This is a genomic window from Clostridium sp. CM027 (assembly GCF_024730565.1).
Classification (GTDB): Bacteria; Bacillota; Clostridia; order Clostridiales; family Clostridiaceae; genus Clostridium_AD; species Clostridium_AD estertheticum_B.
In genome coordinates, this window is the sequence record NZ_CP077725.1 from 3,115,541 (window position 1) to 3,141,734 (window position 26,194).

At 30.0% G+C, this 26,194-nt stretch carries 23 protein-coding genes; 21 read left to right on the forward strand and 2 right to left on the reverse strand.

The window, feature by feature from the left end:
- The 21 genes from wecB (KTC92_RS14820) to KTC92_RS14920 all read left to right on the forward strand — a co-directional run bounded on the left by wecB (KTC92_RS14820) (position 1) and on the right by KTC92_RS14920 (position 25,157).
- Entirely contained in the window at positions 1-1,125 is a 1,125-nt protein-coding gene (gene wecB / locus KTC92_RS14820) for a non-hydrolyzing UDP-N-acetylglucosamine 2-epimerase (RefSeq protein WP_216303901.1), read from the forward strand.
- Positions 1,126-1,127: 2 nt separating this feature from the next.
- Entirely contained in the window at positions 1,128-2,267 is a 1,140-nt protein-coding gene (locus KTC92_RS14825) for a glycosyltransferase family 4 protein (RefSeq protein ID WP_220286354.1), read from the forward strand.
- Positions 2,268-2,283: 16 nt separating this feature from the next.
- Positions 2,284-3,699 (forward strand): O-antigen ligase, encoded by a 1,416-nt coding sequence (locus tag KTC92_RS14830; RefSeq protein ID WP_220286355.1) that lies wholly within the window; start codon positions 2,284-2,286, stop codon positions 3,697-3,699.
- A gap of 75 nt (positions 3,700-3,774) precedes the next feature.
- Positions 3,775-4,854, forward strand: a complete 1,080-nt coding sequence (locus KTC92_RS14835; protein WP_220286356.1) for a CDP-glycerol glycerophosphotransferase family protein — start codon at positions 3,775-3,777, stop codon at positions 4,852-4,854.
- 13 nt (positions 4,855-4,867) lie between these two features.
- Entirely contained in the window at positions 4,868-5,578 is a 711-nt protein-coding gene (gene ispD, locus KTC92_RS14840) for a 2-C-methyl-D-erythritol 4-phosphate cytidylyltransferase (protein ID WP_220286357.1), read from the forward strand.
- Complete coding sequence (locus KTC92_RS14845) at positions 5,578-6,627, forward strand: alcohol dehydrogenase catalytic domain-containing protein (RefSeq protein ID WP_220286358.1); 1,050 nt, start codon at positions 5,578-5,580, stop codon at positions 6,625-6,627. The genes ispD and KTC92_RS14845 overlap by 1 nt, the downstream gene beginning before the upstream one ends.
- Before the next feature lie 56 nt (positions 6,628-6,683).
- Positions 6,684-8,060: an oligosaccharide flippase family protein gene (locus KTC92_RS14850; protein WP_220286359.1), complete on the forward strand. Its 1,377-nt coding sequence runs from the start codon at positions 6,684-6,686 to the stop codon at positions 8,058-8,060.
- Between the two features lie 112 nt (positions 8,061-8,172).
- Entirely contained in the window at positions 8,173-9,264 is a 1,092-nt protein-coding gene (locus tag KTC92_RS14855; protein ID WP_220286360.1) for a glycosyltransferase, read from the forward strand.
- Between the two features lies 1 nt (position 9,265).
- Entirely contained in the window at positions 9,266-11,170 is a 1,905-nt protein-coding gene (locus tag KTC92_RS14860; RefSeq protein WP_220286361.1) for a hypothetical protein, read from the forward strand.
- Positions 11,171-11,416: 246 nt separating this feature from the next.
- The gene (locus KTC92_RS14865; RefSeq protein ID WP_220286362.1) at positions 11,417-12,109 is read left to right on the forward strand and encodes a YveK family protein; all 693 of its coding nucleotides are present in this window, start codon (positions 11,417-11,419) and stop codon (positions 12,107-12,109) included.
- A gap of 142 nt (positions 12,110-12,251) precedes the next feature.
- On the forward strand, positions 12,252-12,905 hold the full coding sequence (locus KTC92_RS14870; RefSeq protein WP_220286398.1) for a CpsD/CapB family tyrosine-protein kinase: 654 nt from the start codon (positions 12,252-12,254) through the stop codon (positions 12,903-12,905).
- A gap of 286 nt (positions 12,906-13,191) precedes the next feature.
- Positions 13,192-14,409, forward strand: coding sequence for a DegT/DnrJ/EryC1/StrS aminotransferase family protein (locus KTC92_RS14875; protein WP_220286363.1), 1,218 nt, complete (start codon positions 13,192-13,194; stop codon positions 14,407-14,409).
- A 52-nt stretch (positions 14,410-14,461) separates the two neighbouring features.
- Positions 14,462-15,859 (forward strand): GNAT family N-acetyltransferase, encoded by a 1,398-nt coding sequence (locus tag KTC92_RS14880; protein WP_220286364.1) that lies wholly within the window; start codon positions 14,462-14,464, stop codon positions 15,857-15,859.
- 81 nt (positions 15,860-15,940) lie between these two features.
- Positions 15,941-17,158 carry a glycosyltransferase family 4 protein gene (locus KTC92_RS14885; protein WP_220286365.1) on the forward strand — a complete coding sequence of 406 codons (1,218 nt, stop codon included), beginning with the start codon at positions 15,941-15,943 and terminating at the stop codon, positions 17,156-17,158.
- 81 nt (positions 17,159-17,239) lie between these two features.
- On the forward strand, positions 17,240-18,325 hold the full coding sequence (locus tag KTC92_RS14890) for a hypothetical protein (RefSeq protein WP_220286366.1): 1,086 nt from the start codon (positions 17,240-17,242) through the stop codon (positions 18,323-18,325).
- Between the two features lies 1 nt (position 18,326).
- A complete protein-coding gene (locus KTC92_RS14895; RefSeq protein WP_220286367.1) occupies positions 18,327-19,802 on the forward strand; it encodes a hypothetical protein in 1,476 nt (491 codons plus the stop codon).
- The gene (locus KTC92_RS14900) at positions 19,799-20,905 is read left to right on the forward strand and encodes a hypothetical protein (protein ID WP_220286368.1); all 1,107 of its coding nucleotides are present in this window, start codon (positions 19,799-19,801) and stop codon (positions 20,903-20,905) included. The genes KTC92_RS14895 and KTC92_RS14900 overlap by 4 nt, the downstream gene beginning before the upstream one ends.
- A gap of 1 nt (position 20,906) precedes the next feature.
- Entirely contained in the window at positions 20,907-22,187 is a 1,281-nt protein-coding gene (locus tag KTC92_RS14905; protein ID WP_220286369.1) for a lipopolysaccharide biosynthesis protein, read from the forward strand.
- Positions 22,174-23,400, forward strand: a complete 1,227-nt coding sequence (locus KTC92_RS14910; RefSeq protein WP_220286370.1) for a nucleotide sugar dehydrogenase — start codon at positions 22,174-22,176, stop codon at positions 23,398-23,400. Before KTC92_RS14905 ends, KTC92_RS14910 begins: the two co-directional genes overlap by 14 nt.
- Before the next feature lie 18 nt (positions 23,401-23,418).
- Entirely contained in the window at positions 23,419-24,567 is a 1,149-nt protein-coding gene (wecB, locus tag KTC92_RS14915) for a non-hydrolyzing UDP-N-acetylglucosamine 2-epimerase (RefSeq protein ID WP_290441251.1), read from the forward strand.
- Positions 24,555-25,157 (forward strand): VanZ family protein, encoded by a 603-nt coding sequence (locus KTC92_RS14920; RefSeq protein WP_309137231.1) that lies wholly within the window; start codon positions 24,555-24,557, stop codon positions 25,155-25,157. Before wecB (KTC92_RS14915) ends, KTC92_RS14920 begins: the two co-directional genes overlap by 13 nt.
- 137 nt (positions 25,158-25,294) lie before the next feature.
- Here the strand turns inward: KTC92_RS14920 and KTC92_RS14925 are convergent, their stop codons facing one another.
- Both KTC92_RS14925 and KTC92_RS14930 read right to left on the reverse strand, forming a co-directional pair.
- A complete protein-coding gene (locus tag KTC92_RS14925; RefSeq protein WP_220286371.1) occupies positions 25,295-25,531 on the reverse strand; it encodes a DUF2922 domain-containing protein in 237 nt (78 codons plus the stop codon).
- A 60-nt stretch (positions 25,532-25,591) separates the two neighbouring features.
- The gene (locus KTC92_RS14930; protein ID WP_165413853.1) at positions 25,592-25,816 is read right to left on the reverse strand and encodes a DUF1659 domain-containing protein; all 225 of its coding nucleotides are present in this window, start codon (positions 25,814-25,816) and stop codon (positions 25,592-25,594) included.
- Positions 25,817-26,194: the final 378 nt, after the last annotated feature.

Consider the following 26,194-nt stretch of genomic DNA (forward strand, 5'->3'; position numbering starts at 1 on the left):
ATGAAAAAACTTAAAGTAATGACAATACTAGGAACAAGACCTGAAATAATAAGACTATCAGAAGTTATAAAAGCTTGTGACAGATATTTTGATCATATTCTTGTACATACAGGTCAAAATTGGGATTATACACTTAATGATGTTTTCTTTAAAGAGCTAGAGCTTAGAGAACCAAATTACTTTTTAGGAGTTGTAGGAAGTGATCTTGGAGAAACTATGGGTAACATAATAGCTGAGAGTTATAAAATATTAGTTAAAGAAAAGCCAGATGCATTAGTAATACTTGGGGATACAAACAGTTGCCTTAGTGTTATTGCTGCTAAAAGATTAAAAATCCCTGTATTCCATATGGAAGCAGGAAACAGATGTTTTGATCAAAATGTACCTGAAGAAATAAATAGAAAAATAGTTGACGTTACAAGTGATGTTAATATGGCATATACAGAGCATGCGAGAAGATATTTGTTATCAGAAGGAATGAGAAAGGAATATACTTTTGTTACTGGATCACCACTTCCAGAAGTTTTCCATAGATATATGGATAAAATTGATGAAAGTCCCGTGCTCGAAACATTAGGTCTTGAAAAAGGTAAATATATTTTGGTAAGTGCTCATCGAGAAGAAAACATAGATAATGAAGAAAACTTTAAGAGTATAACAGATGCGTTAAATGCAATAGCAGAAACTTATGATATGCCAGTTATATATTCAACACACCCAAGAAGCTGGAAAAGAATTGAAGAAAAAGGGATAGTATTTCATAAAAATATAAAACAATTAAAGCCATTCGGTTTTTATGATTACAATAAACTTCAAAAAGATTCATTCTGCGTTTTATCTGATAGTGGATCACTTGCGGAGGAAACGAACATTATGGAATTCCCAGGAGTATCAATAAGAACAAGTACTGAAAGACCAGAAGCAATTGACAAAGGTTCAGTAATACTTGGGGGAATAACTTCTGATAGCATAACTCAAGCTATAGAAATGATAACTATGCAAAAATCATTAGGAGAAAAAACTGTGAAAGCTCATGATTATACAGATATAAATGTTGGTATAAAGGTTGTTAATATTATTCAAGGGTATACAAGCGCCATAAACAAGTTTATATGGAGGAAGTAATAATGAGTCCAGAAAAAAAGAAGAAAATTTTAATGATAGGACCATTTCCAGACCCTATAACAGGTATGTCTGTGTCTAATCAAATGCTTTTAGCTGGCTTATTAGAAAATGGCCATGAAGTTGAATTTATAGATAGTAATGCAGAAAGAACTTTTACAAGTTTAAAGGCGCAAGGTAAATTTAGTATTAAAAAAATATTAAATAGTGTTAGGCCAATAGCTATTGGATGCTACAAGATTTTTTTTGAAAAATTTGATGTAGTGTATATTACGCCTGCACAAAGTTATTTGGGATTTTTGAAGTATACTCCATTTATAAACGTGGCTAATTTAAAAAAAACCAAATGTTATATTGAGTTTCATGGTGGATTTGTCCGCGTTATGTATGACTCAGTAGATGTAAAAAAGCAAAAAGCATTAACATCTTATTTCAATAAAACAGATGGTGTTATAGTTCTAGGTGATTCACTAAGATCAATGTTCGATGGAATACTTGAAAAAAATAAAGTTTTTGTTTGTGAGAATGGCGTTCAGGACGAATATATGCTGACAGAGAAAGAATTTGCGCAAAAATTACAAAAAAATCAACTGAATAATAATTGTAAAATAGAAGAATTAAAAATATTATATTTAAGTAACCTAATGCAGAGCAAAGGTATTTTAGATTTACTGAAGGCTTGCATAAAACTTAAAAAAGAAAATTTCAAATTTCATTTAAATTTAGCAGGTAACATAGAAGCAGAAATAGTTAATACTGTTAATGAAATGAGTAAAGAACTTGGGGGGCACGTTACATATCATGGGGTTGTTAAAGGTGATAAAAAAGCAGCTCTACTTAAAGATAATCATGTATTCTGTCTTCCTACATATTATCCAAATGAAGGTCAACCAATTTCCATTTTAGAAGCAATGGGGAATGGGCTCGCTATTATAACCACAACTCAAGGTGGGATAATAGATATATTTAAGGATGGAGAAAATGGAGCGGAATGCAATAAAAAAGATCCAGATTCAATATGTGAAGCTATAAAGAAATGTAATGAAAACTATATTAAATATTCTAAGAAAAATTATCATGAATGTTTAGCTGAGTATAATAGAAAAGCATTTGTAGGTAGAATAGAAAATATTATCTTAAAGTAATAAAGGAGAAGAAAGTATGAGCTTTTTTTTATCATTTAACAAACGGTTTTGGGTTATAGAACTTGTCTGCCTATTAATAGTAGGAACTATAGTATTATTTCCCATGGGACCTGTGAGCATTGCCTTATCAGAAATAATCGCAATAGGATTTTTTCTTTACTTGTTTATTTATCGTGGGGTATATAAGCGTAATTATATTTTCCCTGTATTATCAAAAAAAGTATTTAGGATATTGTTTGGATTTGGTATATATTTCGTTATACTATTTGGTGCGCGAACTATACTACATTTACCATTCAAGGATACAATATGGCCAATAAGATCATTAATACTTGGTTCATCTATATTTTTTCTAATTGATGAATACAAACCAAAAGTAAACCAGCTTTTAAGTGGAATAATAGTTCTTTATTCTGCATTAAATATAAGAGAATTAATCGATTGTTTTAGATTTTCAGATATTCGAAAATTGAAGTTTTTAGATAATATCAATATATATATGTATATATGTATCATGTTTATTTCTTTTACAGTATGGGCAATAAAAGAAAGCAAGGAAAAAAGATTACCATCATGGATTGCACCAATTGCATATACAAATATGGGGATAAGTATGGTTTTTGCATTCCTTTCCGGGGGTCGCTCAGGATGGGTAATGATGGGGGGCGTACTTACAGTATCCTTTTTATTAGTATTTGGATTTAAATGGTGTTCACTTAAAAAAGTTATATTATTTACTATGGCATGTATTGTTGTTACAATAATTGCTACATCACTAAATTTTATGAAATCCAAAAGTAATGTATATAGATCATTTTCTGTTATTGTTACTAGAATTCCAGGCCTTGCACAACCAAAACCTGAAGATGCAGAAGAGGATAGTGTAGCAACTACTGAAGCTAGTGATAAAATACGTGGCATATTCTGGGCAAAAGCATGGACTTCAATAAAGAAGAATCCTGTTTTGGGAGCTGGTACATTTGCAGTAGCTTATAAGGAAATACCCACTAAAACTCAAGTAGAAACACCAACTGCGGAGCAAACGCCTATAAAAGAGAAAACATCTACGAAAAAGATAGAACCGAAAAAAGAATTAACACCTATGCAGGAGCAAATAGCCAATGCAAACAAAGCACCACGACCTGCCCATAATTTCATACTTGAAACTTGGATGGGATGGGGACTAGTAGGGTTAATATTATACCTTGCAGGTTTATTTTCTGCTTGTTATTATGTAGTAATTAAATTAAAAAATATTCCATTGCAATTCAGGATTTGTTGCGTACTTCCGATTGTGTCAGCAGCATTTATAAGTTTGATACAATCATTTATACTTTTAAATTTCCAAGCGACATATATTATGTGGTTTTGCCTTGGAATTGCATCAGCGGCAGATCACCACTACAAAGAAAGCAAAACTGGTAACATTTAAATACAGAACCTATGGGGAATAGCTTCGCAGAAGATAAATAGCTTCGTAGGTTATAATTAAGGTGGGAGAAAAACTTTGAAAAAGAGAATATTATTAACATCTCAGACTGAAGATAATATAAAAGCTTTACTCAATTATTATGAAAAAAACATAAAAAAAAATAGATCTGACATTGTAGTGGAATATAGCAGTTTTTATAAGTATAAAAATATTAAAATCTTACACTATATTATAAGAGCAAGTCAGATGCTTAAAAATTATTCTGCTGTTGTTTCTGATTATACAACTAGCGTTTTTTCAAAAACTAAAAATGGTGTTTTTATGAGTCATGGGTATGGCACTAAAAATACTCCAGGAAATAGTGAGCTTGATATTAAAAAAACAATGGATATCTATAAGGGTATTAGAACTAAAATAAAAAATGTTGTAACACTATCTGAAAGAGATAGCACGTATTTTTTAAGATCTACAGAACTTGATAAGTGTCCTCTTCCAAATTATATGCCACTTGGATTACCAAGAAATGATATGTTGTTTGACAAAGAATACATCTCTGGATGTAGGGAAAAGTTCGACTCAAAACATAATACTTTCGGAATGAAAATTTTATTGTTTTGTCCAACTTGGAGAGGTTACGAAATAGAAAAAGCTTTCCCATTTACTGAAGAGGACTGGATAAAGTTTGATGAGTTTATGGGACAGCAAAATTGGAAAATGATTTATCGTCCTCACTATTTAGAGAGGCTAATAGATGATAAAGTTTTTGATAATATGAGTAACATTTTAACAATGGATTTTGATGAAGAAATGTCCACTCAAAGTATCCTGGCAGTGTCTGACATGCTACTTACTGATTATAGTTCAATTTATGTGGATTACTTAGTACTAGATAGACCAATTTGTTTTATGCCATACGATATAGAACAGTATGAAGAAAAACGAGGACTTGCTATAGATTTTACTAGCTATATAGATACTCCTGGTCCTAAATTAAAATGCATTGATAATTTAATGAGTTACATAAAAGATACGAGCAAAAAGGATGAATATATAGCTATTAGAGAAGCAGCTCAAAAGAACTTCTATCATTACTTGGATGGAAATAGCTGCAAAAGAGTGTGGAGTTTAATATTAGATCTTGTAGATAAAAAATAGGAGGTAGATATTAATGAATATTGCTATTATACTTGCCGGTGGAAAAGGTACTAGAATGGGTATAGTTGATCAACCTAAGCAGTTTATTGATATATATGGTAAACCAATAGTTGTACATACAATTGAAGCATTTGATATACATGAACAAATAGATGCAATAGCTGTTGTTTGCCTTAAAGAATGGCATGAGGATATAAAGATATGGACTAGAAAGTTCGAACTTAATAAAGTGAAATGGATAGTGGATGGTGGAGAAACAAGACAGGAATCCGTTTTAGCAGGGCTTAAGGCAATTGAAGAAGATGTAACATCGGATGATATTGTAGTTATTCATGATGCTGCAAGGCCACTAATTTCTCATAGAATAATAGGTGATAATATTGAAGGGGCTAAAAAATACGGCGCCGTAGATACTGTTATCCCTGCCACTGACACTATAATTCAAAGCAAAGACGAGAATACTATTTCGTCTATTCCAGTGAGAAAAGAGTTATATTTAGGTCAAACTCCTCAAAGTTTTAAATATTCAACTATAATGGATGCTCATAAAAGTGCGGCAAAATCGAAACTTCAAGATTCTACTGATGACTGTAGGGTAGTATTAAATTATGGGGAAAAAGTTCATCTAGTAAACGGAGATAAACTCAATTTTAAGATTACTACAATGGAAGATTTACTTTTATTAAAGTCCATAATTAAAATGAGTAAACTGGAGAGAATATAATGTTAACGCGAGGATTTAAAATAGTTCAATCTAAGAGATTTGAAATTTATATAGAGGATTTAGAAGTGTGTACAGGACATGTAGTGGTAAAGATTGAAACAGCAGCTATATGTAAAGCTGATTTAAGGTATTACCTTGGCAGTCGTGACGAGCGAACACTTAACTTAAAATATCCAATAAATTTGATTCATGAAGCTATAGGTACAGTAGTGAAAGATCCTACAAACTCCTTTAATAAGGGAGATAAAGTTGCACTAGTCCCAAATATAATGATTCCAAAAGATAAACAAGATGAATTTGATATTGCTTTATCTAGTGATAAAAGATTAGGAGAAAACTACTGCCCTAAAGCATTATTTGCCTCAAGTAGTTACAATGGATTTTCTAAGGATTATATTGCATATCCCGCATACAATCTTGTAAAGATAGAGGATAATATTGATTCGAATATTGCTGTGTTCTCAGAACTAATTTCTGTGGCAAATACAGCAATTCGTAGAATAGTATTAAAACCGGATGATGTTATAGGGATCTGGGGTGATGGCATCCTTGGGTATATAATATGCAGCGTATTAAAGCAGATACACAATGGTCCCATTATAGTGATAGGCCATAACAAAGAAAAATTAGATAAATTTGTTGGTGTGCAAACTTACCTTTCAAATGATTCAGATATTAAGAAAAGCAAAATTAATGTTGCATTTGAATGTATAGGTGGCGCCGCGTCTGAGAGTGGAATTGATGAGATTATTAACTCAATACTTCCAGGATCTAAAATGGTATTAACAGGTGTATCAGAAAATCCCGTAAAAATTAATACCCGAAAGGTATTAGAAAAAGGATTAGCATTTTATGGGATTACAAGAAGCAATGTAGAAGATTTTAAATTTGCAGCAGAGCTACTTAAAAATCCTGACTTTAGATCGGATATTTCAAAATTAATTTTAGAGGTAGCACCTATCTATGGAATTAAAGATTATTATAGAGTATTCGAAGTAGAATCAGAAAATAGGTCACTTGGAAAACACATTATGAATTTTAAATTTTAAATATTAAATTTAAAATTTTAAAGCAATATAAATTAAATGAAATTAGAGGAAATTAAATGAATATAAAAAAATCAGTAAGAGTAATATTTGTAGAATGCTTTGGGATATTGATTGGTATATTGAATGGATTACTGATACCAAAGGTTCTTGATATGCAATCCTATGGTTATCTAAAAACATTTACGTTATATATAACATATGCAGGAATGCTCCATTTTGGATTCTCAGACGGAATGTATTTAATATTGGGTGGTAAAGATATAACAGACATAAAAAAAGAAAAAATAAAAGGCTATTTCTATGTTATGCTAAAGATTGTAATAGCTGCAGTAGCTATTTTATTTATAGTTTCAATATTTTTTATGAAAGATATAGCGTTTAGGTACTTTGTATTTTATATATTACCGTTTCAGATTGTGTTATTTGTTTCTCTATTATATAGAGCAACAGGTGAATTCAACAAATATGTAGTAATAAGAATAGCGCAAAATATAGTAAATTTATCATCTATTCTTGCAGTTATATTAATTATAAAATCGCCAATTTTATATATGCAGATTCAAGTTGTTGGAAATATGGTTTTAGCAATTGTTAGTGGAGCGTTAATTATTTTCTCAGCAAAAAAATCAGAAAAGATAAAGCGCTCAGAAATAAAATCCATAACAAGTATGGGTTTTACTATAATGATAGCAAACGCTATAAGTCTTCTATTTGTTACTTTGGATAGATGGTTTGTTAAAATAAAATTCACAGACAATGATTTCGCATTTTATTCTTTTGCGGTATCGATGCTAAGCTTATTTATAGTTTTAATAAATTCAATCACAGTCTTGTTTTATCCTTATCTAGCAAGAAGTAAGGATGACGCAAAAGTCGTCTCAAATGTTAAAAAATACATTATATTAATATGTAGTTTTGCACCTGCTGGTTATTTTGTGCTGGAGTTTATAGTAAAGAGCTTCCTAAAAGAATATATACCATCCTTAGAAGTGCTAGGAATATTAATAATAGGGATACCGTTCATTTCTTTAACAAATGTTTTATATGCAAATCTTTATAAAGTAGGAAAAAGGGGCAAGGAGTATTTAATTGTAGCCTCTAAAATGGTAGCATTAGCATTTATATTAAATGCATTTGCGACATACGTATTAAAGGATCCCGTAATGATTGCATATGCTACACTTGTTACTTTAGTTGTATGGTATGTATATTCTTCATTTGACTTTAAGGGACTTGAAATACACAAAAATGAGATAATACATTTTATAGTATATTTGTGTTGTTATCAAATTGTTAGGATAATTCCTATTCCGTCATTAATCAAAGCGTTTATGTTTATTATCAGTATGATGATTACAGAATACATTTTATTTAATGCTGATATTAAAGACATATTTTTAATGATAAAGAGTAGAAAAAAAGATAGAGTATAAAAATTATAATAAAACAACCGAAATGTATAACAATACATTTCGGTAGTTTTTGTTTGTTTAAAAATTACTTGGACATAATTTAAATATAAGTATTAATGAGGAGAGTGCGACAATGAATGGTAAAAAAATAGATATATCAAAAAATATCTCGATTTTGATACCGGCTTTTAATCCGGATACTAAACTAATAACTTTAGTAGACAATCTTACAAAGGCAGGTTTTACAAATATTAGCATAGTGGATGATGGAAGTAGTGAGGAGTATAAACCAATTTTCAATGAATTGGGGCTTAAAAAACAATGTAACATATTGGTTCATGCAAAAAATATGGGCAAAGGTAGAGCACTTAAAACAGGTTTTAATTATTTTCTTAACAATTGCAAAGATTGCGTTGGAATTGTTACGGCGGACGCTGATGGCCAGCATGGTATTGAAGATATTATAAAAGTTTCACAGAGGTTAATAGATAATCCAGAAAAATTAATATTAGGGTCTAGAAACTTTTCAAAATCAAATATTCCTTTCAGAAGCAGGTTTGGAAATATAATGACTAGAAGGATGTTTGGACTCATAGCTGGAATAAAAGTAAGGGATACCCAAACAGGGTTAAGAGCTATTTCATCGGATTTTGCGTTGGATTTAATGAGTGTTAATGGAGAAAGGTTTGAGTATGAAACCAACATGCTACTTGAATGCAAGAGCAAAAATATTGCTATTGATGAAGTATGTATTGATACTATTTACATAGAAGAGAATAAATCATCCCATTTTAATCCAATAAAAGATTCAATAAAAATTTATGGAGTTTTCTTTAAATTTATGTCATCATCATTTTTATCTTTTGTTTTGGACATTGGCTTATTTACGATGTTTACAAAACTATTTTATAATATAACACCGGAATATTTCATTTTGTTATCAACTATTGTTTCCAGAATTATATCTTCCTTATTTAACTATAATGTAAATAAAAATGCAGTATTTAAACATAAAACTTATGATAAATTAGTGTTAGTTAGATATTATGTGTTATGTTTAACACTTATGTTAGTGTCAGGACTAAGTGTATCGGCTACTTGGTTTGTTTTCAAGCGTTCTGAGGTTGTTATAAAAGTTATAATAGATGGTATCTTGTCACTTATAAGTTACAAAATTCAAAAAGAGTGGGTTTTTAAGAAAATGAACATTTCAGAGGAGTTGTAATATGTATCTAATACTCATCTTTGCGTTATTATGCTCTGGAGCTGCTATGATTTCCTTGAAATTTAATAAAAAAATTGAAGAAACTCTCTCAATGTGGATTTTTATAATAATTATTATTTTATATTTATTTGCAATGCTAGGCTTACTAGAAATCGGTGTATACACCGTAGTTGCAATTGGATTAATTAGTATCGTTTTTTGTTGTTATAATATTTATAGAAATAGGCAAAATTTCATAGAAAATGTTTTAACGCCGGGATTTGTAATATTCACGATATTCTTCGTAATTGCATGGTGGGCACAAAGAGGAAGAATGCTAACATCTTGGGATGAATTTTCACATTGGGGAACTGTAGTTAAAAACATGTATATCTTTGATGCTCTTGGTAATCATCCAGAGGCAACTACCACATTTAGGGGGTATCCTCCTGCAACCGCATTATTTGAATACTTCTGGGTAAAACTATCTGGAGAGTTTACAGAGGGTAATTTATATAGGGCTATGAACATATTATATTTTTCATTAATGATGCCTATATTTATTAATGTAAAACACAAAAACTTTAGCAAGATAGTTATTCGATTTGTTTTCATATTAATACTCCCTTTAGCATTCTTCCAGGATTTTTATACTAATATAATGGTGGATGCAATCCTCGGAGTTATGTTTGCAAATGTACTCATAACCCATTATGGGAACAAACTAAGTACTTTTAAAATTCTTAATATAAGTTTAACCTTATTTATATTAACCCTCACAAAAGCTCCGGGATTTGGACTTGCGATTATAGCTATTTTAGTAATTGCTGTAGATCTCTTTTTTGCAAAAAGAGAGGAGTTAAAGTTATACATTAATCAGGGCACGAAGATTAATACTTTAAAAAGAATAGTTCTAATTTTATGTCCTGTATTTGCTGCCATAATATCAAAAAAATCATGGGCTATGTATCTTAAAATCACAAAAACGAATGTAGCCTGGAATACAAGCGAAGTTGGTCTACAAAATCTTAAAGATTTATTTACTGGAAATGCATTGCATTACCAATTTGTAACAATAAATAATTTTTTCAAAGCAATTACAGAGGTTTTTTTAACAAACTATATACTTAAATTATCATTAATGGGTTGGGTAGTAATACTTATAGCAATTTCTACTATACTAATAACCTTTGTTTCTAATGAAGAGGAAAAAGGTCGGTATTCATTAGGAGTTATAACAGTATTCATGGGAGGTATTATATACACTGCCTCATTACTAATTTTATATGTGTTTACATATTCAGAGTATGAAGCTACTAATTTAGCATCCTATTCAAGGTATACAAGTACCTATCTTTTAGGTGTCTTGATTTTTCTAGTTGTAATCATATGTTTAAAAGAAAAAGAATACGATTCTAAATTTAAGCAATCATGTACTATTTTCATGTTATTGTTTTTATTGTTAATTACAAATGTAACTCCAGTTATAAGTAATACTATATTGGCCCCTTACAATATAAAAAATACAATAGAAGAACGTAGACCTTACGCGCCTATAACAAAGATAAAAGGGGTATTAAACCCTAAAACTGATAAAGTGTATTTTATTTCTGTTGCAACTAATGGTTTTGATTATTGGGTTAGCAGATATAATATAACACCTATAAAAACTAATTTGGGCGTAGGTAGTTGGAGTCTTGGTAAACCATATTATAAGGGTGATATTTGGACTAAAGACATAAGTGCAAAAGAATGGGCAGAAAAACTGAAAAATGAGTATAGCTACGTGTATATATTTAAAACTAATGATGGGTTTAACAAAACCTATGGAGAAATTTTTGAAGGTGGGAATAAATCCATTAAAAAGGATACTTTATATTATGTGAAAAAGAATAATGACAGTATTGTTCTTAAAAAAGTAAAGTAGATTAGAGCAAATATTTTATGCACAAAGAAAGTATATATTACATATGATGCATTGAAGCGAGCTTTAGAACTTCTTATTTTATTTTTAATTAAGATGCGTTAAGGAAAACATATGTTTGAGCGACAGCGAGTTTATGTTTTTTCAGCAGATTAATTAGAAATAAAATTAGTAGTCCTTAGCGAAGTGAATGCATTAATAGTAATGTATACTTTTTATTTTTTAGTAATTTACTGGGAGGAAATATGAATGGATGAAGAAATGGATATTAGTATTAAAGAAATTTTTATAATACTAAAAGGGAGGTTATGGTTAATAGTTTATATAACTTTAGCGGCCATTATAATAGCAGGTATAATGAGCTTTTATGTTATTAAACCAACTTATGAGGCAAAAACAAGTGTAATAATAGGAAAGCCACAAAGTACTGCTAGCGGGTCTACACAATACAATGATGTAAAGATGTATCAAGATTTAGTTGAAACCTATAGTAAAATTGCTCAATCTGAATTAGTAGCACAGGGAGCTTTGGACGAATTAAAGGGTAATTTAACCCTAAACCAGATCAAAGATATCATAACTAGTACTCCCCAAACTGGAACTCAAATTCTAACAATTAGTGCTAAGAGTAAAAGCCCTCAAGAGGCCCTTAAAGTTATAAATGCGATTTCAACTTCTTTTATAGAATCCTCGGAAAAGGTTTATCCTATAGGTGCAGAGATACAGGTAATGGATAAGGCAAATATGCCAACTAATCCTATTAGCCCTAATAAAGTAAGAAACATGGCGATCGGATTTTTAATAGGATTAATAATTTCCGTAGGACTTGTGTTCATACTCGAATACTCTGATAACACTATAAAGACCGAAAGTGATGTGGAAATATATATAGGATTACCGATTTTAGGAGTAATACCTAAAATGACAGCATATATAAAATAGGAAGGTATTTAACAGCACCACAGGTGATGATATAACAGCACCATAGGTGATGATATAACAGCACCATAGGTGATGATTAACAGCACCACAGGTGATGATTAACACGTTTACTCAAAAAAAATTAGTAAAGGTAGTGAAATATATGAAAGGTTTAGGCTTAATAACATTTAAAAAACCTAATATACCAATCGCAGAGGCGTATAGAACTCTTAGGACTAATATTCAATTCTCTTCCTTTGATAAAAAGATTAAAACCTTGCTGGTAACTAGTTCAGGACCAGGAGAGGGGAAAACTACTACTGCTTCAAATCTAGCAATAGTTATGGCCCAAGGTGGAAGTAAGACCTTATTAATAGATTGTGATCAAAGAAAGCCAAATGTACATATGGTTTTCGGGTGTTCTAACGCAGAGGGCTTGTCTAATATTTTGGTAGATGAAAATGAAGTAGACATAAATAAATGTATTCAGAAAACTGAAATAACAAACCTTTATATTTTAGCCTCAGGCACAAAGCTTCCAAACCCAGCGGAACTTTTAGGATCTGCAAAAATGAAAAATTTAATTGAGGAATTAAAGGAAATATATGACTTTATAATATTGGATACTCCTCCAATAATATTAGTTACGGATGCACAGATTCTAGCTCAGTATACGGATGGCTGTCTGTTAGTTATTTCTTCAGGGGAAGCGGAACGAGATTCAGTTATTAAATCTAAAGGACTCCTTGAGAAGGTTAATGCAAAAATATTAGGAGTAGTAATTAATAAATTAGATCTAAAAAAGAGTGGCTATTAACACTTTCAATATTAATATAGCGATAATAGCAAAGGAAAGAGCAGTAGAAAGAAATCAAAAAAATAAATACCACAAAATAGATAGAATTTGCGAACTGCAGCAAATTCTATCTATTTATTTTTTTGTGATGCATTGCGGATCAAATGTAAGTTTTTGGAACACAATTAAAGAAAATTACATACAATATGAAATATACTGTATAAAAAAAGTTATATATTGGTGCTTCAATCTGAAGCATATGTGAGTAAAATAGAGTATAAATCTTTAAAATAAGAGGGGGATAAATATGAAAATACCATTTTCGCCACCAGACATTTCAGAAATTGAAATCAATGAAGTTATAGATACATTGAAATCAGGGTGGATAACAACAGGGCCAAAAACAAAATTGTTTGAAAAAAAAATGGCAGAGTATATGAACACCTCAAAAGTGGTATGCCTAAATTCAGATACAGCAAGCATGGAAATGACACTTAGAGTTTTAGGGGTAGGAAAAGGAGATGAAGTCATTACGTCTGCTTATACATATACCGCCTCAGCAAGCGTTATTGATCATGTAGGATCTAAAATTATCCTTGTGGATACTGCAAAGAACTCTTTTCAAATGGATTATGAGCAATTAGAGAAAGCAATAACAGAAAAAACAAAGGTCATCATTCCAGTAGATATTGGAGGAGTGATGTGTGATTATGATAAGATATTTGAAATAGTTAATAGAAAAAAGGAACTTTATAGACCAGCGAATGACATTCAGAAGGCATTTGGTAGAGTGGTAGTATTAGCTGATTCAGCCCATGCATTTGGTGCTTCATATAAAGGAAAACGAAGTGGAGAGGTAGCAGATTTTACATGTTTCTCATTTCATGCAGTAAAAAATTTAACCACAGGCGAGGGTGGTGCAGTTACATGGCGTGATATTCATGAGATTGATAATGAAGAAATTTATAGACAATATATGCTCCTTTCTCTTCATGGTCAGTCGAAGGATGCACTGGCAAAAACAAAGGTCGGCTCATGGGAATATGACATTATTTATCCTGCTTACAAGTGCAATATGACCGATATAATCGCAGCTTTGGGATTAGCACAGCTTGGGAGATACAACGGTATTTTGGAAAGAAGAAAACAGATTATTGAAATGTATGATAAAGCATTAAATGAATGTAATGTTGAAACTATGAAGCATTATGGAGAAGGGTTTTCATCAAGTGGTCATTTATACTTGGTAAGGCTCATTGGTAAAGATGAAGCGTATAGAAATAGAATAATAGAAAAAATGGCACAAAAGAATATTGCAACAAATGTACACTATAAACCATTGCCGATGCATACAGCATATAAGAGGTTGGGATTCGATATAATAGATTACCCGAATGCTTTTGACATGTATAAAAATGAGATTACATTGCCATTATATCAGCGATTAACGAACGAACAGGTCGAGTATGTGGTGGAGAGCTTAAAAGAAATTATGGCGGGTGAGGCAGCAGCTAGTTTATCATAGTTTGACATCAATTATAAGACGATCTTTAATATTGTATGTGAGGGGAAAAGGAATGTATGAAAGGATTTTTAAGAGAATAATTGATTTCTTATTAGCATTAATAATATTACCTGCATTTTTGATATTTTATATAGTAATAGGTTTATTTATTAAATTAGAAGACGTAGGACCAATAATATATACTCAGAAAAGGTTAGGGAAGAATGGTAAAATATTTAATATTAAAAAGTTTAGATCTATGAAAGTAAATGCGCCGGATATAAGGAATAATGACGGTTCAACATTTAATTCAGTTGATGATCCTAGACTTACGAAGATTGGTAAATTTATAAGAAAGTTAAGCATAGATGAGATACCACAAATAATTAATATTTTAATGGGGGATATGAGCTTTATTGGACCAAGACCAGATTTGGAAGATCATTTTAGTTTATACACAAAGGATGAAAAGAATAAATTAAATGTTTTACCAGGTGTTACCGGATATAACCAAGTTTATCATAGAAATTCTATTGAGTGGAAAGAAAGGATACAGAATGATTTATATTATGTAAATAATGTATCATTTGTACTTGATTTAAAAATATTTATTAAAACAATAGTTGTTATATTATTAAAGCGGGGGATATATAATTGTGAACGGGTCAGAAAAGAAGAGATGAAAATGAACAAACTTCATTATAAATTTTTAGAATGGGATACTAATTACTTTGGGGTTAATAGTGGAAGAGTAACTTTAGATGAAACAATAGGAAGCAAAGAGTGGAACATAATAAGCAAAGTATTAAAAAAAAATGAGTTTAATGTCATAGATAATGTAAATAATGATTCGATTAACAATTTATATATATCCAAATTATCAGGAGCATTTGTAACCGATATAAATTTCCAGTTCACTAAAGAAATAAATGTAGCTATAAAACATGCTAATAAATTCGATATAGCTATTCAAAATAAGTTGCCGGTTAACAACGAAATACTAGAAATAAGTAAAAATTCTTATAAGCATTCTAGATTTTTCAATGATCCATATTTAAATAAAGCCAAAGCTAAAAATGTTTATGGGCAGTGGGTTCAATCATCTTTCTTAAATGAAAATAAATATTTTATAAATTGTTATATAGATTCAAAAGTAGCTGGATATATATTATTTTCATTAGAGCATAAAACTAATACCGCAATAATAGAATTAATTTCAGTTAAAGAAGGCATGCAAAATGGATTTATAGGTAAAGAGATGATGATATATTTAGAAAAATATATATATGATAACCATAAGGATATTAAAGATATAAGAGTTGGTACACAAAGTAACAATATAAATGCTATTAATTTTTATGTGAGAAATGGTTTTAGAGTTAAGGAGATTAGATCGGTTTATCATTATTGGCCTAATAAGGATATGGGATTTGAATTCATGGACGAAGCAGCGGCTTCTTTGAATAGATAAATTGAAAAGCAGATGATTCATAATAAAAAGGACATAACTCTAAATGCATAAGCTTGTTGTGACTAGCTAAAGGGGGAAGCGATGAAAAAGATATTGTTTATAAGTACGGAAGGATTTGACACACCAGGTCCATCTAACCATTTAGTTAGTTCATTAATAGAAGACTTACTCGATAGTGGATTTAGTATTCATTTAATACAGAGTAGAAGAAAAAAAATTAATAGTGAAATACCTGATACATTGAAAAATAAACGTAATCTTGAAATGACTGTTATTAACAGGAAGATAATTAATAAAAATTCTTTTATTCATAGGTATTTTGAGGAGGCTTTATATGCTTTCAAATGTTTTAAAATATGGATAAAGATGAAAGATATTGATTCAGTCTTTGTTCAGTCTTGCCCCACAGTAGTGTTTTCAATTGTTCTTTTGAAATTATTTATGAGAAAACCTATATTATATAGTGTGCAAGACATGTTTCCAGGTAGTGCTGTTAGTAGTGGTGTTATAAACAATAGATTTATTAAATGGGTATTTTATAAAATTCAAAAAGTAGCATACAAAAATAGTGATATATTAACAGTTATTTCTGAAGACATGAAAATGAAAGTGGTGGAGCAGGGGGTTCCACCTAAGAAAATTTTTTCAATAGTAAACTGGTTTGATGATCGAACAGTACATGAAGTTCAATGGGAAGATAATCGTTTTGTTAAGAAATATAATCTTCAAAAGAATAAGTTTTATGTACAATATGCAGGAACAATGGGATATGTATTTGATTACAAAATGGTTTTAAATGTTGCGGAGTTACTCAAAGGTTACAAAGATATAGAGTTTCAGATGATAGGCCAAGGTAGTAAGAGGGCTGCTTTTATAGGAGAAAAAGAAAAACGTGGGTTAGATAATATAGTTTTTTATCCACTCGAACCACAGGATATGGTTTCAGATGTCTATAGCACCTGCTCGATTTGCTTAATTCCTTTGAAGAAAGGAATAATTGGAAACTCTGTGCCAAGTAAGGCTGGATTGCTTATGGCATGTAGCAGGACTATTGTGAATTCGGTGGATGATGACTCTGATTATTATAAGATGTTCAATGAAAATGAAATGGGGATCTCAGCTCCAAACGATGATCCTAAAGCAGTGGCAGATGCAATTTTTGATTTATATAAAAATAAAGAAAAGCGTGAAAGTTTGGCTAAAATTGGACATGAATTTGGGAAGAAGTATTATGGGAGAAATACGAATACCCTTAAATTTATTGAGTTATTTTCAGGAAAGATTACTGAAAAATTTTAAATACTGATATTAGAGAAATTAGGTGAAGACTTAAATCTTACAATAAATATATATATAAATATTATATGGAGGAACATATACATGAAAAAGATATGCATTTTGAGTACAGTAAATTTAAAACATATGACATTAGTTAGTTTGTATACTGAATTTTTAGATAAAAACAATATACCCTATGATTTAATCTATATTGATAAGTATAATGCTGAAGAAAATAATAACGCAACAAATGTATACAAATATGATTTAAATATAGAGCGAAAATGGTCCTTTTTTAGAAAATTAATTAGTTATTGGGGTTTTAAAAAATTTGCAAAAGAGATATTACTTAAAAACAAATATGACTTTATTATATCCTGGAATATATTTACGGCATTTATGTTTTCAAATATTTTAAAAAAGCATTTTAATAAAAAGTATTGTTTAAATATTAGAGATATCTACTTTCAAGGTAATCCAATAGTAAAGTTTAAACTAAAAAGTGCAGTATATTCATCAGCGTTTTCTACTTTGTCATCCGAAGGATTTAAAAGATATTTACCTGAGTTCGACTATGTAATAATACATAGCATGAATATGAAAGTCTTGGCTGATTCTGCTCCTCATACAAAATTAAAAGACGCGGAAGGGCCAATTAATATTACTTATATTGGATATATGAGTTTATATGATAATTGCTATAGATTGATTGATTACCTGGGCAATGATAGTAGATTTAAACTTAATTTTTATGGAGAAGGTTCTGAACTTATTGTAAATTACGCTAAAGAAAAAAAAATAAATAATGTATTTTGTTCTGGAAGATTTGAACCTTATGAGACAGCTGGATTAATTCAAGATGCAGATATTATTTACAATTTATATGGAGTAGGAGAGGTTAATTTGGATACTGCATTATCCATTAAATTGTATTATGCAACTTATCTTAATGTTCCTATTTTAGTATTCAAAAACACATATATGGAAGAAATATCATGTAAATATGGTTTTGGGTATGCTATAGAAAAAGATGGCTTTAATAATTTAGGCGATAATTTGTATAATTGGTATCGTAAGCTAAATCAAGACGAAATTCATGAGAACTGTGAAGAGTTCAAAAAAGTTATATTAAAAGGTCATAAAAAGCTAGATTTATTAATGAATAAGCTTTTCATAGAGGAAGATTAAAATGAAAAAATTTCTAATAAATTTTACAATTATTATAAGCTCTATAAGTGGAGTTCTTATTTGTATATTACCCAAAAACTCAGTTGCTGATGGATATCAATTATTGTGGATACATCCACTAACGTTCCTAATTGTATTTATTTTGATTTTTTCAAATTTAATTAGATATAAAAAATTTAAAATAACAGTTTATTTTACGATATTGTTATCATGGATAAGATGTGTATTAATACCAATTGTCAGTTCTTTATCGGGTGTATATAATGGTATTTCATATATGAAAACTTTTACTGGGTCCATTGAATTAGCTATATGGCTCGTGCCGTATGAGCTAATTATTACTAGCTTTTTCTTATGGATTATGGTGTTATCTAATAAAGTTCCATTAAGACCAAATGATGAACTTAAATTAAAGGGAAATAAATATATTTATCTAATATTCATATTCATAGCTTTAAGTTTGTATTTATTAATTGGTCGAAACTTGAATATAATCAAATTGTTCTTCATTTCGACTGAAAAAACGGATGCATTTGTTGATATTACAAGCACTCCCATTCTTTTATTAAGATATATTATAAAAAGCGGTGTGATATTCTTTTTTGTTTGGAGTGTAAGTTACTGTAAAAATAGATATGAATCAAAAGGAAAAAAACGGTATGTCTATTATGCAATAATTGTTGGAATTATTAATGTGGGGATTATTATCGGAGGTAGAAGATCTGAACAATTATATACTTGTTTAGTAGTAATATTTATTTTGACTAGAGCTTTTAAAAAATATAGAAAGAGAATAATTACTTATATAGTAATAACTGCAATATCAGTTGCTTTTGTTATGACTATATATAAACAATTTTCTGTAGCTTATTATGGTTCATATACAGCTGCACTGAATGCAAATAATGTAAATTTAGAATTTATCTCTAAAAACTTGCAAGCTTATTTCTTTGGAACACAAAATCTAGCAGTCACAATTGAATTAAAAAAGGTAACGGATTTAAATATAATGAATATGTTTTATGATTTTGGGCGTTCAATATTTGGTGTTAGTTTTTTATTGAAAAACAAAATGATGATGACAACAGAGTACTTTAACACATTTATTTATGGAGTAAGTAAAGCGAACGGTCATGTTATCTCTGGCTTAGGTTATGGCTATATTTATTTTGGAGCGTTATTTTCACCAATAATTGCATGCTTAAATATATTTATTTCAATTAAATTAGAAAAATATTTTAATAAAACAAATTCATATGAAATGACTTATATCATTGGATATATTTTAATTAGATTTGTTACTAATATTTATGCTAACACACCGCCTCTAATTAGCCTCTCTACCATTATGCTTTTTACTGCAGGTTTAATATACTTTGTAGCAAAGTTATTTAAGAATAATTCTAATCGAATAACGTTAACAATTAGAGACGAATGCTCAAAGTGCATAAAGACTATTGGGGGATTTAATAAATGAATATATTATTAATTTCATATGGAATAAAAGAGTATGATGGTCGACTCACAGAAATATATAATGTGGCAAAAAAAATAGGTGACGTTACATTAGTATGCTGTGGTAGTAGTAAGTGTAGTAATGTTAAAGAAAACATAGTGAATATAAATAAATCAAAATATTTGAGTTTGCGCTTGTATATTTCTTTTCTATTCACTTGTTTGAAATCTGCAAAGGAAATTGAAAATATTGATATTTTATTTTCCGATAACCTTTTTGCATCTATACCTGCTTTAATAATTAGAAAACTTTTTAAACCAAAATTTATAGTGCAAGATGTTAGAGAACTCTATTTTTATAAAGATATAAAAAACATATCTGGCAGACTATTTTGTAAATTTGAGACTGTTCTAATGAAGAAATCTGATGTGGTATTATGTGCTAATGATTATCGGTCGAAAATTATGTTTGAACAATATAAATTAAAAACATTACCACTAGTCTTTGAAAATATTAGATTTCTAACAGGACAGTATGATAAAAAATCATTAGATGAAAAATATAGTAATTGCTTTAAATATAAAGTAAATATCGTAAGTACTGGAGGAACATCAGTTTTGAGAACTACAGATAAACTTGTTTCTGCTATGACAAAACTTCCAAACGATTATGGATTATATATTATTGGAGATGGAACTGATGAAGATAAGCGAATTATACAATACATTATTGATACAAATAATCTGACTAATGTAATGTTAATCAGTAAAGTCCCTTTACCAGAACTAAGATATATTGTTCGAAGATGCGATATTGGTATAGTCAGCTATCATAAAAACGACTTGAATAACAAGTATTGTGCTTCAGGAAAAGTATATGAATATCTAGCTGAAGGGCTGCCAATTGTAACGACTGAAAACTTACCGCTAAAGGATTTTTGTGCAAAGTACGGTATAGGAGAGTCTGATGATTGTTTTTATAAAGGGATTGTTAAAGTAAGCAACAATATGGGTGATTATAAAGAACGGGTTGAATCTTATGTTTCAAGTATCTCTGTTGACAAGCATAACTCAAAAATAGCCTGTGAAATACTGAAAATTATTAATAGTGAGGTTATTACTTAAAATGAAAAAGCTTTGGAATAGATTTAAAGCGAATAAATTTTTACTATCTTTTTCTATGTTGGCAAGTGGATCTTTAATAGCGCAAGTTATTTCTATAATTGTATCTCCAATTACAACTAGGCTGTTTACACCGCAACAGTTAGGAGCCTATACAGTGGTAGCAACTGCTGTATCATTGTTTGGGCCTGTTATCTGTTTGAAATATGATATGGCCATTGTTGTAGCAAAAACTGAAAAAGATACTTATTCTGTTATGAAACTATGTCTATTTCTTTTTATACCATTAAGCGTAATTATTGGAATTGTTTATGGAGTGGTTTTTATGGGAAGTGACTATTCTGGGTTTTCATTGTGGATGTGTATTTGCGCAATAACTGTTTTGCTAGCAGCATATGGATTAAATAATATTCTACTTGCGCACAACAACAAGAACTCATTATATAAATTGATTTCATCAGTTACGGTGATTAAATCAGGAGTTAACAATACTTTGCTGGTTATAAGTGGTTTGTTTAATGTTGGAATACCGGGTTTAATCTGTTCTCAAATAGTAAGTTCATTTGTCGGTTTAGGCCGTCAGTCAAAAGATATTCGAAAGAAAATGGGAGAATTTAAAAAAATTGATTTTGAGGCAATTAAAAAATCTTTTTTAAAACATAGAAAACAACCTATCTACAATGCATCTTCTGCATTAATAACTACTTCAATATATTCTAGCATTAATCTTTTTATTAAAAGTGTTTATTCTACAGAACAGTTAGGATTATATTCATTATCATATCGTGTTTTGGGTATCCCCTTTTCTGTAATTAGTGCTAATATCGCAAGGGTATTTTTCGATAGCGCAGTTAAAGAAATAATGGAATGTGGAAATTATAAAAGAACATTCAGAAAAACAATAATAGTGTTATCAATCATTATTATTCCTATGATTATGCTGATGGCTATATTAGCGCCTTGGATATTTTCTTTGTTTTTTGGAGCGGAGTGGGAAACAGCCGGGAAGTATGTGAGATTACTTGCACCAATGTTTTGTTTAAGGCTTATTGCAGAATCACTCACAACAAGTTTTATTGTATCAAATAAGCAACATATTGAGTTAATTTTACAAAGTATATTGCTTGTAGGAGAATTTGCTGTATATTTAATTTCCTATTTTAGAAACTTACCAATCGAGCAGTTCTTACTATTAATTTCATTACTATATATGATTATGCATAGTAATATGATTATTGTTATGTATAAATTGAGTAAGGAGAGTGACAATCATGTCAAAAATTAATATAATTGGATTAGGCTATATAGGATTACCAACAGCTTTAATGTTTGCTAAAAATGGGGTGAACATAATAGGGACAGATTATAATAAAGAGTTGGTAAAAACTTTAAGTGAAGGGAGACTTACTTTTGAAGAAAAGGGCTTAGGTCAGTTATTTGATGACGCATTAATAAATGGCATCAAGTTTACCACTGAATATATCAAAACAGATACTTATATAATTGCTGTTGCTACACCATACATCAAAGAAAGTAAAAAGATTGACCCTAAATATGTTATTTCAGCAGTAAATAATGTGTTAGATGTTTGTGAAAAAGGTTCGATAATAATTATTGAGTCTACGATATCGCCGAGATCAATTGATAAGTATGTTCGTCCTGAAATTGAAAAGAGAAGACTTGTAATCGGAAAAGATGTTCACTTAGTTCATGCTCCTGAAAGAATTATACCTGGAAACATGATTCATGAACTTGAATTTAATTCAAGAACAATTGGTGCTGATACTAAGGAAATCGGTGAAAAAATAAAATTATTATATTCTAGTTTTTGTAAATCCGAAATAATAGTTACAGACATCAGAACGGCTGAGATGTCCAAGGTTGTTGAAAATACGTATCGTGATATAAATATTGCCTTCGCAAATGAACTTACTAAAATTTGCAGAGTAGACAATATGGATGTTTATGAAATCATTAAAACTGCCAACATGCACCCAAGGGTAAACATTTTACAACCAGGACCGGGTGTAGGTGGTCACTGCATATCAGTTGACCCATGGTTCTTAGTGGGGGATTATCCTGATTTAACAAGCTTAATTCTATCTGCAAGAAAGATTAATGATTCTATGCCAACTCATGTGTTAGGTAGAATTAGAGACATAATGAGAGAATATGGTATTAAGGATATTTCGAAAGTTGGTTTATATGGATTGACATATAAAGAAAATGTTGATGATACAAGAGAGAGTCCAACATTACAACTTTTAGAGAAAATGGATGAGCATTTAGCATTCGGTATAAAAGTATTTGATCCATTTGTTAAAACTCGAATTGTTGATCATCAGTTTATGGACTTTGAAGATTTTATTAATGAAATAGAAATATTAGTTATTATGGTAGCTCATAATCATATTAAGGATAATATGAAATTAATCAAGAATAAGTTAGTTCTTGATACTAAAAATATTTGTGTTTTTGATAATGCTTATAAATTATAGAAAGATGTGGTGATGTTCTTGAATAAAATCAAAATATTAAGTATATTTGGGACGAGACCAGAAGCTGTCAAGATGGCACCGCTGGTTAAAGAATTAGAAAGATACTCTGAAATAGAAAGCTACGTGTGTGTGACAGCTCAGCATAGAGAGATGCTTGATCAAGTGTTGGAAATATTTGATATAAAACCAGATTATGACTTGGATATTATGAAACAAAGGCAAACGTTAACTACAATAACCAGCGATGCGCTTAATGGATTAAATGAAGTCATCCTAGAACTTAAACCAGAAATTGTTCTGGTTCATGGTGACACTTCAACAACTTTTGCAGGAGCATTAGCAGCATTTTATAACAAAGTGCCCGTAGGTCATGTTGAAGCTGGACTTAGAACTTTTGATAAGTATTCACCATTTCCAGAGGAAATGAATAGAAAACTAACTGGGAGTATAGCTGAGATGCATTTTGCACCTACAAAAACAAATAAGTTAAATCTGTTAAGTGAAGGCATTAATAAGGATATTTATTTAACAGGCAATACTGTTATTGATGCAATCAAACATACTGTAAGAAAAGACTATAAATTTAAAAATAGAATACTTAAAAAAATTGATTTTAATTCAAGTAAATATATTGTTGTTACGGCTCATAGACGAGAAAATCTCGGAGAACCTTTAGAAAATATCTGCAATGCTATCAAAAGATTAGCTGAAGATCATAGAGATGTATCATTTATTTATCCTGTTCATTTGAATCCAGCAGTTAGAGAAACTGTTAATTCGATTATTGGAAATAAGGAAAGAATTTATTTGATTGATCCAATTGATGTTCAAGACATGCATAACTTGATAGATAGAAGCTATATGGTTATGACGGACTCAGGAGGTTTACAAGAAGAAGCTCCAGCTTTAGGGAAACCAGTATTAGTTTTAAGGACAGAGACTGAAAGACCAGAGGCGTCTGAAGCTGGTACTGTTAAATTAGCTGGAATTATTGAAGATGATATCTATAATATGGCCAATGAGTTAATTGTAAATAAAGCAGAATATCAAAAAATGGCTAAAGCTATTAATCCATATGGAGATGGAAGAGCATCGGAGAGAATAGTGGCAGCAATACTTTATAGATTTGGATTAGGAGTTAAGTCGGAAGAGTTTTGCGAATATTAAATTCACAGCCGCTATTAAATGTTAAAATTAGAAATATTATATTAAAATATGATATAATAAACTTTATTGGAATATTGGATGGTGATATATTGAGAAAACTAAGTATTGTATTATGCTTATTATGGATGGGATTAATATTTTATAATTCTTCTAAACCTGGTTCATCGTCAAATTTGCGAAGTTATGAAATTGTTCAATCTATAAGAAACAATAAGAATACTTTGGAGGGTAAAAACGATTTAACTAAGGCGAAACCCAGCGTGTTACCTAAAAGTTTAAGAGATAAAAAAATAAATATACTTATTAGAAAAAATGCACATGCAATTGAGTATGGTATATTAGCAGTGTTTGTTGCAAATTTTTTATTTTTGTTTGGACTTAAAGGACGGGATGCGTTATTTTGTATAATGTTTATATGTCTATTTTATGCAGTGACTGATGAATACCATCAAATGTTTGTTCTAGGTAGGGGCTCATCAGTAAGCGATGTGCTAATAGACTTCGGAGGTTCTTTAATAGGCTTGGGATTTTTTTATCTAGCATATTATAAGATATATGCTAGATATTCGATTAAAAAAAACGCTCACTGAAGCTTTTTTATAGTATGGAACTCTAACCTATGGAACAATAGCTTCATATAAAACATGCAAAAAAGCACCTATAGATCAAGCACTTTTTTCAAAGTGTCTGTTCTATAGATACCAGTTTAGTGCGAGAAACTATCTTTCTAAGCTACTTCAATTTCATTAGTATCAGTAGTAACTACTTTAGCATCTTTCTTGCCTGTTAAGCTGCCACTGGCTGATGCAAAAATGTTCTTTGCAATAACTAATTCCATAAGAGCATTTACCTCAGCTTCTTTTATAGTTGGCACTCCCTCTTCGTCAGCTTTAATGTCATCTACGGTTAAAGTAAAATATTTACCTTCTATTGATGTTAAAAATCTCATAACTAATTTATGCATATGTCTTTTCCTCCTTTTAATTATTTAATTTAATTTAACTCTAAATTTTAAGTTGAAAAACTATTCCATAACTAAGCTAAATTGGTCTTGTCTGTCTAGTGTAAATAATGGATAAGTTTTAATGTTAGATATAGCTTTTCCTATTGCAAAAATGTCCTCATCCTCTGCAGTAACTTTTAAATTACCTAGTGTTTTTGTTGCGAATTTGTCATTACCATCGATGTCGACCCCTACTTTCATAGTGAGTTTTAGTGCGCTTGATACCTTTGTAGATACAACTGCCATGTTGGTCACTCCTTTCTTTTATTTTGCCTTCACTAAATATATATGCTGCTCTGAAATTTTGTGCGAAGTTTTGAAAAATAATATATAAGAGCTAAGAAAGTACAAGGCAACAACGTTTTAGGATGAATCTATATGGAAGCTAATAAGAATGTTAGGATTTTATCAAAAGTCTTAGCATTCTTGTTTTATTTTGAAGATAATGGGGAAAACAGTGTGAATTTTATGGTATAATCAATTTTGTGGTTAAATTACATTTAAATGTATAAAATTGTATATTAATAGGGGATTTAATCATATAAAAGAAATGATAATAAATTGACCGGTTTTTTACAATATATAAAGTGAAAGGATTATAAAATAATGTATAAGGTCGATAGA